The following is a 12,492-nucleotide window of genomic DNA, read 5'->3' as shown; positions in this document are numbered from 1 at the left end:
TCGGAGACCGGACAGCCGGCAAGGGAGTCGGGTTCACCACGCGGCCGGTCCCGGGCTCCGGAAAGCCGGCAGCGGTCAGCGGTCAGCCGTCCGCCGGCAGCGGTCAGCCGGCAGCGGTCAGTGGCCCGACCGGGTCGTGGTCTGCCGGGTGCCCGGTCGCGCGGGCGCTGCCGCCGGAGCAGGGCTCCGCTGCCGGTCGCGGCGGGCCGTCGCCCCGTCCGCGCTCTCCATCGTCTCCAGCGCGATCTCCAGCAGCGCCGTCCGCCGTTCCCGCTCGTCGCCGAGCCCCTCGTCGAACAGCTCACCGGCGTGCAGGCAGAAGACCGCCAGGATCCGCCGCAGTTGGGCGCCCAGCGGCTCGTCCGGCGCGACGAGCAGTTCCAGGGCCCGCCGCATCCGGGCGGCCAACCGCCGGCCGCCGGGCAGCGCGTTGACGACCGTCGGGTTGCGGGCGACGAACCGGCTGATGTCCGCCTGCCGTTCGGTTTCGTACAGGTCGCTGGCGTAGCGGCGGACGAACTCGCGACGCATCCGTACCGGGTCCGGCTCCCGCTCCGCCCACTCGATCAACTCGTCCAGAGCGGCGATCCGCTCCTCGATCAGGCTGTCGACGATGTCTTCCTTGGCCCGGAAGTGGTAGTAGAGCGCCGCCTTGGTCAGGCCGAGCCGGTCGGCCACCTCGCGCAGGGAGGTGCGGTCGTAGCCGTCGGCGACGAAGAGGCCGAGCGCGACGTCCTGGATCCGGGACCGGGTGTCACCGGCCCGGGGCCCGCCCCGGCGACCGGTGGGGGCCGGCCCGCCGGTCATCGGAGTACGTAGCCGAGGGCGGTACGCACCACGTCGACCAGGGGGCGCTCGGGATGGTCGGTCCAGTACTGGGTGGCCGCGCGCAGCGTGTGCAGGAACGTTCCGGCGAGTACCCGGGCGTGCAGCGGGGTCTCGGGTGCCTCGGGCAGGCGCCGGCTGATCTCGGCGATGAACTCCTGCTCGACGGTGCCGTACGCGGCGATCTGGTGCGCGGCGAGGCTGGGGTGGTGGCGGATCAGCCGCCGCTGGGCCAGCCACAGCGGGTCGAGGCCGTCGCTCTCCCGGGCCAGTTGCTCGGCGGCCCGGGTGAGGGCGGTCCAGGGCGCCTCGTCGGCGGGCTGGGCGTGCACCAGCTCCAACAGCCGGCGGATTCGGAGCAGATCGGCGTGGAAGAGGGCTTCTTCCTTGTTTGCGAAGTAATTCGAGAATGTCCGGCGGGACACGTCGGCGGCGTCCGCGATCGCCTCAACGGTCACCCGGTCGGGTCCCAGTTCCGCGGCGAGCCGGAGTGCCGCCCGGTGCAGTGCTTCACGCGTGGCGATCTTCTTGCGCTCCCGCCGCCCCACCGTCTCATCCATCGGGAAGAGCTTACGGGGTGGTGACTCATTTCTCAAAGAGCAAACTTGCGCGTTGCGCAGCGACTGCCGATCCTTGTATGTGACAACCAACCGCCCGAGGAGACGAGGTGGACACCATGGCTCGGCACATCGCGCTCGGTGACCGGCTCCGGGACCTGATGTCGGCCATGCGGCTGATCCGGCACCGTCGCGCGATCGAACGGCCGGCCGTGCCGTCCGGGCTGGTCGGAATGCTGTTGCAGATCGACGAGCTGGCCGACCAGACAGCCGGCTGCCACGCCAAGGAACTGGCCGACCGGTCCGGGCTCGACCCGTCCACGGTCAGCCGGGCCGTCGCCGCGCTGGTGGCGCGGGGCCTGGTGACCCGGCGCGCCGACCCGGCCGACCGGCGGGCCAGTTTCGTCGTACTCACCGACGAGGGGCGTACGGCACTGACCGAAGCCCGTGACTGGTACGGCGACCTGCTCCGCGCCGCGCTCGCCGACTGGAGCGCGGCGGAGATCGACGCGCTGACCGGCGCGCTCGACCGGTTCGTCACCGACATCCAGGGCAGCCTCGACCGGGCCCCTGGAACGATCAACTCTCAAGAAAAGCTGGAGGCCGCGCGATGAGCGCACCCACCACCCTCGCACCCGCGCCGGAAGCGGAGCCGATGAGTCATCGGCGCACCCTGGAGGCGCTCAGCGGCCTGCTGTTGGTGCTCTTCGTGGCGATGCTCAGCAGCACGGTCGTCTCGACCGCGCTGCCGAAGATCATCGGCGCCCTGAACGGCTCGCAGAACCAGTACACCTGGGTGGTGACCGCGACCCTGCTCACCGCGACCGCGACCACTCCGGTCTGGGGCAAGCTGGCGGACCTGTTCAACAAGAAGGCCCTGGTCCAGACCGCTATCGTGATCTTCATTCTCGGCTCCGTGGTCGCCGGGCTGAGCCAGAACGCCGGCCAGCTCATCGCCGCCCGCGCCTTCCAGGGCATCGGGGTCGGCGGGTTGCAGGCCCTCGTCCAGGTGGTGATCGCCGCGATGATCCCGCCCCGGGAGCGCGGCCGCTACAACGGCTACCTCGGCGGCGTGATGGCGCTCGCCACCGTCGGCGGACCGCTGCTCGGCGGACTCATCGTCGACACCTCCTGGCTCGGCTGGCGCTGGTGCTTCTTCGTCGGGGTACCGATCGCGATCATCGCGCTGCTCGTCCTCCAGGCCACCCTGCACCTGGTCACGGTCCGCCGGGAGAACGTGAAGATCGACTATCTCGGCGCCACCCTGATCGCGGCCGGGGTCAGCGTGCTGCTCATCTGGATCTCGTTCGTCGACGGCTCGTTCGGCTGGATCTCCTGGCAGACCGGTGCCATGGTCGGCGCCGCCCTGGTCCTGCTCGCCCTCGCCGTCCTGGTCGAGACCCGCGCCGCCGAGCCGGTCGTGCCGCTCGACATCGTCCGGCAGGGCACCACCGCACTCTCGATCCTCGCCAGCCTGGCGGTCGGGATGGCGATGTTCGGTGGCGCCGTCTTCCTCGGCCAGTACTTCCAGATCGGCCGTGGCTACAGCCCGACCGAGGCCGGCCTGCTCACCATCCCGATGATGGTCGGGGTACTCGTCTCGTCGATCGTGGTGGGGCGGCTGATCACCCGCAGCGGGCGGATCAAGCCGTACATCCTGATCGGGGCGGTCGTCCTGGTCGCCGGCTTCCTGATGCTCGGCACCATCGACCACCAGACCTCCCTGGTCTTCATCGGCGGGGCGATGCTGCTGGTCGGGGTCGGGGTCGGCATGACCATGCAGAACCTGGTCCTCGCGGTGCAGAACGCCGTACCGCTGAAGGACATCGGCGCGGCGAGTTCCTCGGTGGCGTTCTTCCGCTCGCTCGGCGGCACCATCGGAGTCTCCGTACTGGGTGCGGTGCTCGCCCGCCGGGTCACCGAGCAGATCACCGAGGATTTGACCGCGGCCGGGATCCCGGCCTCGGGAGCGGGCAGCGCCGGCAACAGCCTGAACCTCTCCGGCCTGCCGGACGTCGTCGTGCACATCGTGCGCGACGCCTACGGCGACGCCACCGGGCACATCTTCCTGATCTCCGCCGCGATCGCGGTGGTCGGGGTGATCGCCGCCGCCCTGCTCAAGCCGGTCACCCTGCGGACCAGCCTCGACCTGCCGGACCCGGCCACCAGCGCCGCCACCGCGGCGGGTGCCGTCGACGGCGCCCCGCCGGCCACCGAGCCGGTCCGGGGCGGGACGGCGCCGTCGCGCCGGTGAACGCGGGCGGCCGGCGCCGCCCGACCGGACCCGCCCGGCACTTGGCGGGAACGGTCTCGGCGCCGGCCCCGCCCGGTGCCGCCGCCGGCCGTGACCCGGCCGGCGGTCGGCACCCTCTGATCCGGACGGCCAGCCCCACCGGGCTGGCCGTCCGGCCGGTCGCCACCGGGCTGGCCGTCCGGCCGGTCGCCACCGGGCTGGCCGTCCGGTCGGTCGCCACCCGGCTGGCCCGGACGGGCCGGCTGATCACGGCCGCTGGTGCCGGCCCTGGAGCTCGCCGGCCCGGCCAACTGGTGGCGCCGGCCCCGCTCAGCCGGCTCCACCGGCGGTGGGGTCTCCGGGAGAGCTGACCGGCACCGACCGGCCGCCCGGTTCCGACCGGCCGCCCGGTTCCGACCGGCCGCCAACGGGTTCCGACCGGCCGCCAACGGGTTCGGGTCGGGCGTCGGCGGGCGGGCGGGTGGCCGGCACCAGGAGGAGGGCGGGCAGCAGGAGCAGCGGCACGACCAGCAGGGCGCGGAGGCTGCCGACCCGGTCGCCGAGCAGTCCGACCAGCGGCGGCCCGGCCAGGAAGGCGGTGTAGCCGATCGCCGCAACCACGCTGACCCGGGCGGCGGCCCGGTCCTCCTGGTCGGCCGCCGCGCTCATCCCGAGCGGGAAGCCGAGCGAGGTACCGAGGCCCCAGAGCAGTACCCCGGCCATCGCCAACTGCCAGGGGCCGGCCAGTACCGCCACCGTGGCGCCGAACGCGGCCAGCACTAGGGTGCCGAGCAGCACGGGTACCCGGCCCCAGCGGTCCAGCGCGATCGTGCCGGCGGTCCGGCCGACCGTCATCGCGGCGACGAAGACCCCGAAGGCGAGCGCGCCGACCGCGTCGCTCACCCGGTGGCCGTCCACGAAGGCCAGTGCCAGCCAGTCGTTGGCGGTCCCCTCGGTGAAGGCCATCACCAGCAGCAGCAGGCCGATCAGCAGGGTACGTGGCTCGCGCCAGGCGGCCAGCGTGCCCGTACCCCGGGTCGGTCCGCTCCTCGACCGCGACGGCGGGGTCGCGCGATCGGGCAGGAAGAGCCGGACCGCGGGCAGCGTACCGGCGAGCATCGCCACGGCGGCGAGCCCGAGGTGCAGCCCGATCGGTACGCCGAACCGGGCGCTGCCGGCCCCGACGATCGCCCCGGCCACGGTGCCGAGGCTCCAGGCGGCGTGGAACCGGGGCATCACGGTACGGCCGAGTCGCCGTTCGACCGCCGCCGCCTCGACGTTCATCGCGACCTCGCAGGTGCCGGAGCCGTAGCCGAGGGCGAAGAGCCCGACCGCGACGGCCGGTATCGCCTGCCAGCTTCCGGTGGCGACCCCGGCGAGTGCCAGTCCGAGCGCGGCCACTCCGGTCGCGGTGCCGACCGTGCGGGCGGTGCCCAGCCGCTGCGCCAGGATCCCGGCGGACGGCAGTGCGAGCAGGGCGCCCGCGGAGAGAGCCAGCAGCAGCAGGCCCAACCGTCCGGGGGTGAGCCCGAGCGCGTCCCGGGCCGCCGGCACCCGGGCGAACCACGAGGCGACGGCCAGCCCGTTGAGCCCGAAGACCACGGCGACGGCGGTCCGGGCGGTAAGGACCTGCCGCGGTACGACGGGTGGCCGGACAGTGCCGGCGGACATGTTCACCTGGTACCCCTCCGCTTCCTCGGCTCCCCCGTCGGCGAGCCGCCGAGTGCACCCTTGCGCACCCTTCCCGGCGGTCAGTCGTGGCCGCCGGGTGGAAGCCGTGGCGCCCGCCACGCCGTCCGGGTCGGAAGGGTCCATTGATCGCACCCCTGGGAACGCTCTCGACGCAACCCGAGAGCGCAGGTCCGCCGCTCGTCCGCCTCGGCGCAACCCGTTCGCGGACGGGTGCGTCTCGGGTGCATCATTCCCTCATGCGTCAGCCAGGCCGTTCCGTCGCCACCCCGTCGTCTCCCTGCTCGCGCGACACGGGGAGCCCGGGTGCCTAGCCGGGCGCCGCGCCGGGCCACCCTGGAGGACGTGGCCCGGGTCGCCGGAGTCTCCCGGTCGACGGCCTCCCGCGTCATCGCCGGATACGGTGCCGCCTCGGCGACCGCCCGGGACCGGGTCGTCGCGGCCGCCGCGCAACTCGGCTACGCACCCGACCCGGCCGCCCGGGCCCTGGCCACCGGTGCCGGGGTACGACTGGTGGTGGCGGTCGCCGGCACGGTGCCGACGGTGCTGCACGACCCGTACGTCGACCGGGTGGTCCGGGCCGCGGCCGAGGTCTGTGCACCCCGGGAGGTCGGGGTCTCCCTGGAGTGGCTGCCGCTGCACGCACCCGCCCGGCTGCGACAGTTGGCGGAGGACCGTGGCGTCCGTGGGGTACTGATGATCAACACCACCGAACCGATTCTGGCGGCGGTACCGACCGGGCTTCAGGGCCGTACGGTGTCGATCGGGATCGGCTCCCGGAGCGTACCGTCGTTCGACGTCGACAACGGCGGGGCCGCCCGCACCATCGTCGGGCACCTGCTCGCCTCGGGACGCCGCCGGATCGCGATGATCACCGGCCCGGAGTGGATGCCCTGCTCCCGGCGTCCCGTCATCGCCTACCGGGAGGCGATGCGGGCGGCGGGGCGGCCGATCCGGCTGGTGCCGGGCGACTTCACCGCTCCCGCCGGCCAGGCCGCGATGCTGACGATCCTGGAGCGCTGGCCGGACACCGACGCGGTCTTCGCGAACAGCGACGCGATGGCGCTCGGGGCGCTGGCCGTGCTGCGGCGGCGCGGGATCGACGTGCCGGGCGACATCGCGGTGGCCGGCTTCGACGACGTGCCGTTCGCCGCGCTGAGCGCGCCGGCCCTGACCACCGCGAGCCATCCGGTCGAGCAGATCGCCACGGCGGCCGCGACGGCGGTGCTCGACCGGGCCTGGGTGCCGCCGGCCACCGCGTACCCGTCCGAGCTGATCCTCCGGGAGAGCGCCTGAGCAGCGCCGGCCGCGCCCGTCCCGTCCCGTCGTCCCGGCATATTTGATCTTCGTTCGCCAGCCCGCCGACCCGCCGGCCCCCGGTCGCGCGGGCCGTCGGCGCGCGAGCATCGGGGTTCGCCACTCCGGTTGTCGCCGGAGTCACCGAGCGAAAAGACCAGGCCGAGGGGGTTGCGCAGCGAGTCTTAGGGCAGGCTAACCTAACGGCGCCCTCCCCGGACCGCATCGCACCCGAGACGACTGGAGAAACATGTCTGCGCACCTCGTGAACCGGCGCGGCTTCCTGCGCTACGCCGGCGCCACCGGCCTACTGCTCGGGCTGGCCGCCTGCGGCGACGCCGGCTCCCCCGGCGCCGGCCCGTCCGCCGGCAGCCAGCCGTTCCGCTACACCGACGGGCGGGGCCGGACCGTCGAGCTGGCCGGCCGGCCGACCAGGGTGGTCGCGCAGAGCAGCGCCGCCGCCGCGCTCTGGGACGCCGGCTTCCGGGTGACCGGGGTGTACGGGGAGCTGGGCACCACCGACGGCAAGCTCAACTACCAGGCCGGGAACATCGAACTGGACCGCCTGGAGGTGGTCGGATCGACCTGGGGCGAGTTCAACCTGGAGCGGTACGCCGCACTGCGCCCGGAACTCCTGGTCGACCTCTCCTTCGACGACAAGACCCTCTGGTACATCCCGCAGGCCAGTGTCGACGAGGTCGACGCGCTCGCCCCGTCGATCGGGATGAAGATGCCCGGTCTCGACCTGCCGCAGATCATCGACGGCTTCATGGCGCTCGCCACGCAACTCGGCGCCGACCCCGAGGCCGGGCCGGTGAAGGCGGCCCGGGCCGACTTCGACGCGGCGGTCGCCGAGGTGAAGGCGGCGATCGCGGCAAAGCCCGGACTGCGGGTACTCGCCATCTCCCGCGACCCGGAGAAGTTCTACGTCGCCGACCCGAACGCCCACCCCGACCTGAAGCACCTGGCCGCCCTCGGGATGCGGTTCGTGCTGCCGTCCCGGCGACTCGGGCACGGCGAGTACTTCCAGGAGATCAGTTGGGAGCAGATCGGCGGCTTCCCCGCCGACGCCATCATCTTCGACAGCCGGGAGGTGACCAGCGTGGCGGGCAAGGCCGAGAAGATCCCGACCTGGACGAACCTGCCGGCGGTCAGGGCCGGTCAGGTCTACCCCTGGAAGCCGGCCGCCCCGTTCAGCTACCTGGCCAACGCGCCGATCTACCGCGACGTGGCGGCCTGGCTGAACAGGGCGAAGCCGCTGAGCTGAACCGGAACCGGCAGCGGGATCGGCACCGGCACCGCATCGACAGCGGCACCGGCATCGGCATCGGCATCGGCATCGGCATCGGCATCGGCATCGGCATCCAGTTTCAACTTGCACACATTGCAATGTCCGCATATGTTGGCTGCGACGGCGTCGGCGGCGGGAGGCTGGGCAGATGGGCGCGGGTCACGACCACGGCGGCCAGGCGATGCGGGCCGGCGAGCGTCATCGCAGGCCACTCTGGGCCGCGGTGGCCGTCCTCGGCACCGTACTGCTGCTGGAGGCGGGGGCGGCCTGGTGGACCGGTTCGCTGGCGCTGCTCTCCGACGCCGGCCACATGTTCACCGACGTGCTCGGCATCGGCCTGGCGCTGGCCGCGATCACCGCCGCCAGCCGGGCCGCCCGGCACGCCCACCGCACCTTCGGCCTCTACCGGCTGGAGGTGCTCGCCGCGCTGGCCAACGCCGTACTCCTCTCCGGGGTGGCGATCTTCGTGATCGTCGAGGCGGTACGCCGGTTCGACGACCCTCCCGAGGTGCGGGCCGGGCCGATGCTGGCAGTCGCGGTCGTCGGTCTCGCCGCCAACGTCGTGGCGTTCCTGCTGCTGCGCGCCGGTGCCAAGGAGAGCCTCAACGTCCGGGGCGCCTATCTGGAGGTGCTCGGCGACCTGCTCGGCTCGGTCGGGGTGATCGTCGCCGCCGTGGTCATCGCCACCACCGGCTGGCGCTACGCCGACCTGGTCGTCGCGGTCGCCGTCGGCCTCTTCATCCTGCCCCGCACCTGGCAACTGGCCCGGGTCGCGGTCCGGGTACTGGTGCAGGCGGCACCGCCGCACATCGACGTCGCCGCCGTGGCGACCAGCCTGACCGGGGTACCCGGGGTCACCGGCGTGCACGACCTGCACGTCTGGACCCTCACCTCCGGGATGGACGTCGCCTCCGCGCACCTCGCCCTGGCCCCGGGCGCCGACCTCGCCCCGGTGCTCGCCGCCGCGCGTGCCCGGCTGCACGACGGCTTCGGCATCGACCACTGCACCCTGCAGATCGAGCCGCCCACCACGCACAAGGTGTGCCAGGACGCCGACTGGTGACCGCCGGCCCGGCGCCGGTGTGACCGGGCGGCCGGCGGCGCGACGGCGGCGTTCGGGGTCCGGCCGGTCGACCAGAGCAGCCGGGCTCAGCCGCGCTGCCGGGGCGGCGCGGTGCTCTCCCGGACCACCAGCTCGGTGACGAGGTCGATCCGGCTGGTCGAGAGTTCCGCCCCCCGGGCCAGGTCGAGCAGCATCTGCGTCGCGGTGCCGGCCATGTCCCGCAGCGGCTGGTTGACCGTGGTGAGGGCCGGGCCGATCCAGGAGGCCACCGGCAGGTCGTCGTAACCGATCACCGAGAGGTCCGCCGGCACGTCGAGGTTGAGCTGCCGGGCGGCGCGGAGCACGCCCAGGGCCTGCATGTCGGAGCCGGCGAAGATCGCCGTGGGCCGGTCGGGCCGGGTCAACAGCTCCATCCCGTACTGGTAGCCGGCCTGCGCGGAGAACATGCCGTACCGGACCAGATCGGGGTCGACCGGGATGCCGGCCTCGTCGTGTGCCGAGCGGAATCCGGCGGCCCGGGCCCGGCTGCACAGTACGTCCTCCGGACCGGAGACGCAGGCGACCCGGCGGTGGCCCAGCTCCAGCAGGTGCCGGGTGGCGAGCAGGCCACCGTTCCAGTTGTTGGAGCCCACCGTCGGCACCGAGGCCGAGGTCGCACTGTCGGTGTCGATCACCACCAGCGGAATCGACCGGCGCGCGAGCTGCTGCCGCTGCGGCTCGGTGAGGTGGCAGAGCACCAGCAGCACCCCGAGCGGCCGCCGCAGCAGCACACCCTCCAACCACTGCGCCGAGGGGCGGTGCCGGCCACCCAGCTGGGAGAGCACCACGCCGACGTTCGCGGTGTTGGTCACCGCCTGCACACCGTGGATGATCTGCGTCGCCCAGCCGGAGTCGAGTTCGTGGAAGACCAGGTCGATCTGCTCCACCGCGCTCGGTTGGCGCTTCGCGCGGCGGCGGTACCGGTGCCGTTCGAGGCTGGCCTCGACCCGGGCCCGGGTTTCGGGCGCCACGTCCGAGCGGCCGTTGAGGACCTTGGAGACGGTCGTCAGGGAGACCCCGACCTCGTCGGCGATGGTCGCGATCGTCGCGGCACCGGTACTGACGATCCGTCGGGACCTCGTCATCGACACCCTCCCGCAACTATCCGAAACTTTCGGTGCGAAACCCTAACACCGGCCGGGCGGACCCGGGTTCGACAATGCAGTGGGATCCGGTTGACCGTCCGGACCGCTCTACGCACGATATGCGGTGTGGTCACGGATCCAGCAGTTCAGACACCCTTGACACATCTTCGCTACGCCGCATAGGTTGCCCCGCACAGGTAACGCGGATATTGCCGAAAGTTTCGAAGACTCGCCGGCCTGACAGCTTCACCGTCCCGACCGGACGGTGGCGCGTCGGCCCGAAGGGGTGGCATGAAGAGCCAGTTGCCCGTGGCCGACCGCGCCACGACGGGGACCGCCGTGCCGCGGCGCGATCCGCGACTGCGCGGCACCGACGCCTCCGGCGAGGAAACCGGCCCGCTCCCGCCCACAGTTGCGGAGGTACGCCGATGAGTGCGCCCATGACCGCGGGCCCACCGCCCGTGACCGTCGAGTCCGACCGACCGGCCGCCGGGGCGACCGGGCGCCGGTCCCGCAAGCACCGCCGGACGTGGCGGCAGGCGATACGCCGGGACTGGCAGCTCTACTCGCTGGCGCTGCTGCCGCTGCTCTTCTTCCTGGTCTTCCGATACCTGCCGATGCTGGGCAACATCATCGCGTTCCGGCGCTTCCAGCCCGGCGGCAACATCTTCGGCGAGTACTGGGTCGGCCTGCGCTACGTGAAGATGTTCCTCTCGGACCCGACGTTCTGGGAGGTCTTCACCAACACCCTGATCCTGGGCACGTTGACCCTGGTGGTCTGCTTCCCGCTGCCGGTCATCCTGGCGCTGCTGCTCAACGAGGTCCGGACCCGCAAGCTCAAGCGCTTCGTCCAGTCCGTCTCCTACCTGCCGCACTTCCTGTCGATCGTGATCGTCGCCGCGATGGTGATGCAGCTGCTCTCCACCGACGGCACGGTGAACCAGCTGGTCAAGCTCACCGGCGGCGACGCCGTGCCGTTCCTGCAACGGCCGGAGTGGTTCCGGACCATCTACGTCACCTCGGAGGTGTGGCAGACGGTCGGCTGGGGCACGATCCTCTACCTCGCCGCCCTGACCACGATCGACGACAACCTCTACGAGGCGGCCCGGATCGACGGCGCCAACCGGTGGAAGCAGACCTGGCACGTCACGCTGCCCGGCATCCGGCCGACGATGGTCACGCTGCTGATCCTCAACATCGGCACCTTCATGGCGGTCGGCTTCGAGAAGATCCTGCTGCTCTACAACCCGTTGACGTACCCGACAGCGGACGTGATCTCGACCTACCTGTTCCGGATGGCGTTCCAGTCGAGCAACTTCAGCTATGCCGCCGCGATCGGACTCTTCGAGGCCGTGATCGGGCTGGCCCTGATCCTGTCCGCGAACGCGATCTCTCGCCGCACAGTGGGGACGAGCCTGTGGTGACCGTGGATTCCAGCACCGTCGCGCCCGAGGCCGCCGACCCGGAGCGGGCCGCCGAGCGGCTCGGCCGGCCCCGTCGGCGGCGCGGCATCCAGGACACCCGGGGCTACCGGGTCTTCCAGGTGTTCAACGCCATCGTGCTGACCGGCGTGGTGGTGGTGACGCTCTACCCGTTCCTGAACATCGTGGCCCGGTCGCTCAGCGACGAGGCGTACATCATCGCCGGCCAGGTCACCGTGGTGCCGCGCGGCTTCAACACCGACACGTACGCGCTGGTGATGAAGGACTCGCTGTTCTGGACCAACTACCGGAACACCGTGGTCTACACCGTCGTCGCCACCATCATCGCGATGGTGCTGACCACCTGTTTCGCGTACGTGCTTTCCAAGCACCACCTCAAGGGCCGCACCGTGCTGATCGGCATCGCGGTCTTCACCATGTTCTTCAACGGCGGGCTGATCCCGAACTACGTCCTGATCAGCAGCCTGGGCATGACGAACACCATCTGGGCGATCGTGCTGCCGAACGCGATCAGTGTCTTCAACCTGCTGGTCATGAAGGCGTTCTTCGAGAGCCTGCCGGTGGACCTGGAGGAGGCCGCGGCCGTCGACGGGCTGAACACGTACGGCATCCTGCTGCGGATCGTGCTGCCGCTGTCGAAGGCGGTGATCGCCACGATGATCCTCTTCTACGCCGTCTCCTTCTGGAACTCGTGGTTCTCCGCGTTCCTCTACATGGATCGGCAGGACCTGCTGCCGGTCACCGTCTATCTGCGCAACCTGATCGCCGGAGCCGTCGGCGCGGAGAACGTCGGCGCCGTCACCGAGGCGAACGAGGTACAGGCCGAGGCGACGCTCAAGGCCGTGACCATCGTGCTCACCACCCTGCCCATCCTGTTGGTCTACCCCTTCGTCCAGCGGTACTTCGTGTCGGGCGTGATGCTCGGCGCGGTGAAGGGATAGTCCGGCAGGCGGGAGTGAGCCGTCGAACCCA

General features: G+C 71.9%; 12 protein-coding genes. 7 read left to right on the top strand and 5 right to left on the bottom strand.

Annotated elements, in window-relative coordinates:
• Positions 1 to 117 precede the first annotated feature (117 nt).
• The gene (locus C6361_RS00710) at positions 118 to 807 is read right to left on the bottom strand and encodes a TetR/AcrR family transcriptional regulator (protein ID WP_107266396.1); all 690 of its coding nucleotides are present in this window, start codon (positions 805 to 807) and stop codon (positions 118 to 120) included.
• Positions 804 to 1,385: a TetR/AcrR family transcriptional regulator gene (locus C6361_RS00705; protein WP_107266395.1), complete on the bottom strand. Its 582-nt coding sequence runs from the start codon at positions 1,383 to 1,385 to the stop codon at positions 804 to 806. Before C6361_RS00705 ends, C6361_RS00710 begins: the two co-directional genes overlap by 4 nt.
• A gap of 116 nt (positions 1,386 to 1,501) precedes the next feature.
• On the opposite strand from C6361_RS00705, the gene C6361_RS00700 reads away from it, so the two are divergent.
• Together C6361_RS00700 and C6361_RS00695 are read left to right on the top strand one after the other, a co-directional pair.
• Positions 1,502 to 1,996, top strand: coding sequence for a MarR family winged helix-turn-helix transcriptional regulator (locus C6361_RS00700; protein WP_107270644.1), 495 nt, complete (start codon positions 1,502 to 1,504; stop codon positions 1,994 to 1,996).
• Positions 1,993 to 3,636 carry an MDR family MFS transporter gene (locus tag C6361_RS00695; protein WP_107266394.1) on the top strand — a complete coding sequence of 548 codons (1,644 nt, stop codon included), beginning with the start codon at positions 1,993 to 1,995 and terminating at the stop codon, positions 3,634 to 3,636. The genes C6361_RS00700 and C6361_RS00695 overlap by 4 nt, the downstream gene beginning before the upstream one ends.
• 309 nt (positions 3,637 to 3,945) lie before the next feature.
• On the opposite strand, the gene C6361_RS00685 is transcribed toward C6361_RS00695, so the two are convergent.
• Positions 3,946 to 5,286, bottom strand: coding sequence for an MFS transporter (locus C6361_RS00685; protein WP_107270643.1), 1,341 nt, complete (start codon positions 5,284 to 5,286; stop codon positions 3,946 to 3,948).
• A gap of 324 nt (positions 5,287 to 5,610) precedes the next feature.
• On the opposite strand from C6361_RS00685, the gene C6361_RS00680 reads away from it, so the two are divergent.
• Entirely contained in the window at positions 5,611 to 6,600 is a 990-nt protein-coding gene (locus tag C6361_RS00680) for a LacI family DNA-binding transcriptional regulator (protein WP_107266392.1), read from the top strand.
• Between the two features lie 250 nt (positions 6,601 to 6,850).
• On the top strand, positions 6,851 to 7,867 hold the full coding sequence (locus C6361_RS00675; RefSeq protein WP_107266391.1) for an ABC transporter substrate-binding protein: 1,017 nt from the start codon (positions 6,851 to 6,853) through the stop codon (positions 7,865 to 7,867).
• Here C6361_RS00675 and C6361_RS36780 read toward each other — a convergent pair.
• A complete protein-coding gene (locus C6361_RS36780; protein WP_159079103.1) occupies positions 7,819 to 7,974 on the bottom strand; it encodes a hypothetical protein in 156 nt (51 codons plus the stop codon). The genes C6361_RS00675 and C6361_RS36780 overlap by 49 nt on opposite strands.
• A 65-nt stretch (positions 7,975 to 8,039) precedes the next feature.
• On the opposite strand from C6361_RS36780, the gene C6361_RS00670 reads away from it, so the two are divergent.
• A complete protein-coding gene (locus tag C6361_RS00670) occupies positions 8,040 to 8,954 on the top strand; it encodes a cation diffusion facilitator family transporter (protein WP_107259806.1) in 915 nt (304 codons plus the stop codon).
• Between the two features lie 86 nt (positions 8,955 to 9,040).
• Here the strand turns inward: C6361_RS00670 and C6361_RS00665 are convergent, their stop codons facing one another.
• The gene (locus C6361_RS00665; RefSeq protein ID WP_107259808.1) at positions 9,041 to 10,078 is read right to left on the bottom strand and encodes a LacI family DNA-binding transcriptional regulator; all 1,038 of its coding nucleotides are present in this window, start codon (positions 10,076 to 10,078) and stop codon (positions 9,041 to 9,043) included.
• A 428-nt stretch (positions 10,079 to 10,506) separates the two neighbouring features.
• Between C6361_RS00665 and C6361_RS00660 the strand changes: the two genes are divergently transcribed.
• On the top strand, positions 10,507 to 11,502 hold the full coding sequence (locus C6361_RS00660; protein WP_107259810.1) for a sugar ABC transporter permease: 996 nt from the start codon (positions 10,507 to 10,509) through the stop codon (positions 11,500 to 11,502).
• Positions 11,499 to 12,461 (top strand): carbohydrate ABC transporter permease, encoded by a 963-nt coding sequence (locus tag C6361_RS00655; protein ID WP_234359231.1) that lies wholly within the window; start codon positions 11,499 to 11,501, stop codon positions 12,459 to 12,461. Before C6361_RS00660 ends, C6361_RS00655 begins: the two co-directional genes overlap by 4 nt.
• The last annotated feature ends 31 nt before the right edge of the window (positions 12,462 to 12,492 follow it).

Source organism: Plantactinospora sp. BC1, assembly GCF_003030345.1.
Taxonomy (GTDB): domain Bacteria; phylum Actinomycetota; class Actinomycetes; order Mycobacteriales; family Micromonosporaceae; genus Plantactinospora.
Note: the sequence above shows the minus strand (reverse complement) of the source record. Positions and strands in the feature narration are given on the sequence as shown.

Bases quoted from the DNA above. Each gene is read 5' to 3' on its own strand.
- C6361_RS00710 (WP_107266396.1), bottom strand. From the start codon at position 807: ATGACCGGCGGGCCGGCCCCCACCGGTCGCCGGGGCGGGCCCCGGGCC.
- C6361_RS00705 (WP_107266395.1), bottom strand. From the start codon at position 1,385: ATGGATGAGACGGTGGGGCGGCGGGAGCGCAAGAAGATCGCCACGCGT.
- C6361_RS00700 (WP_107270644.1), top strand. From the start codon at position 1,502: ATGGCTCGGCACATCGCGCTCGGTGACCGGCTCCGGGACCTGATGTCG.
- C6361_RS00695 (WP_107266394.1), top strand. From the start codon at position 1,993: ATGAGCGCACCCACCACCCTCGCACCCGCGCCGGAAGCGGAGCCGATG.
- C6361_RS00685 (WP_107270643.1), bottom strand. From the start codon at position 5,286: ATGTCCGCCGGCACTGTCCGGCCACCCGTCGTACCGCGGCAGGTCCTT.
- C6361_RS00675 (WP_107266391.1), top strand. From the start codon at position 6,851: ATGTCTGCGCACCTCGTGAACCGGCGCGGCTTCCTGCGCTACGCCGGC.
- C6361_RS00670 (WP_107259806.1), top strand. From the start codon at position 8,040: ATGGGCGCGGGTCACGACCACGGCGGCCAGGCGATGCGGGCCGGCGAG.
- C6361_RS00665 (WP_107259808.1), bottom strand. From the start codon at position 10,078: ATGACGAGGTCCCGACGGATCGTCAGTACCGGTGCCGCGACGATCGCG.
- C6361_RS00660 (WP_107259810.1), top strand. From the start codon at position 10,507: ATGAGTGCGCCCATGACCGCGGGCCCACCGCCCGTGACCGTCGAGTCC.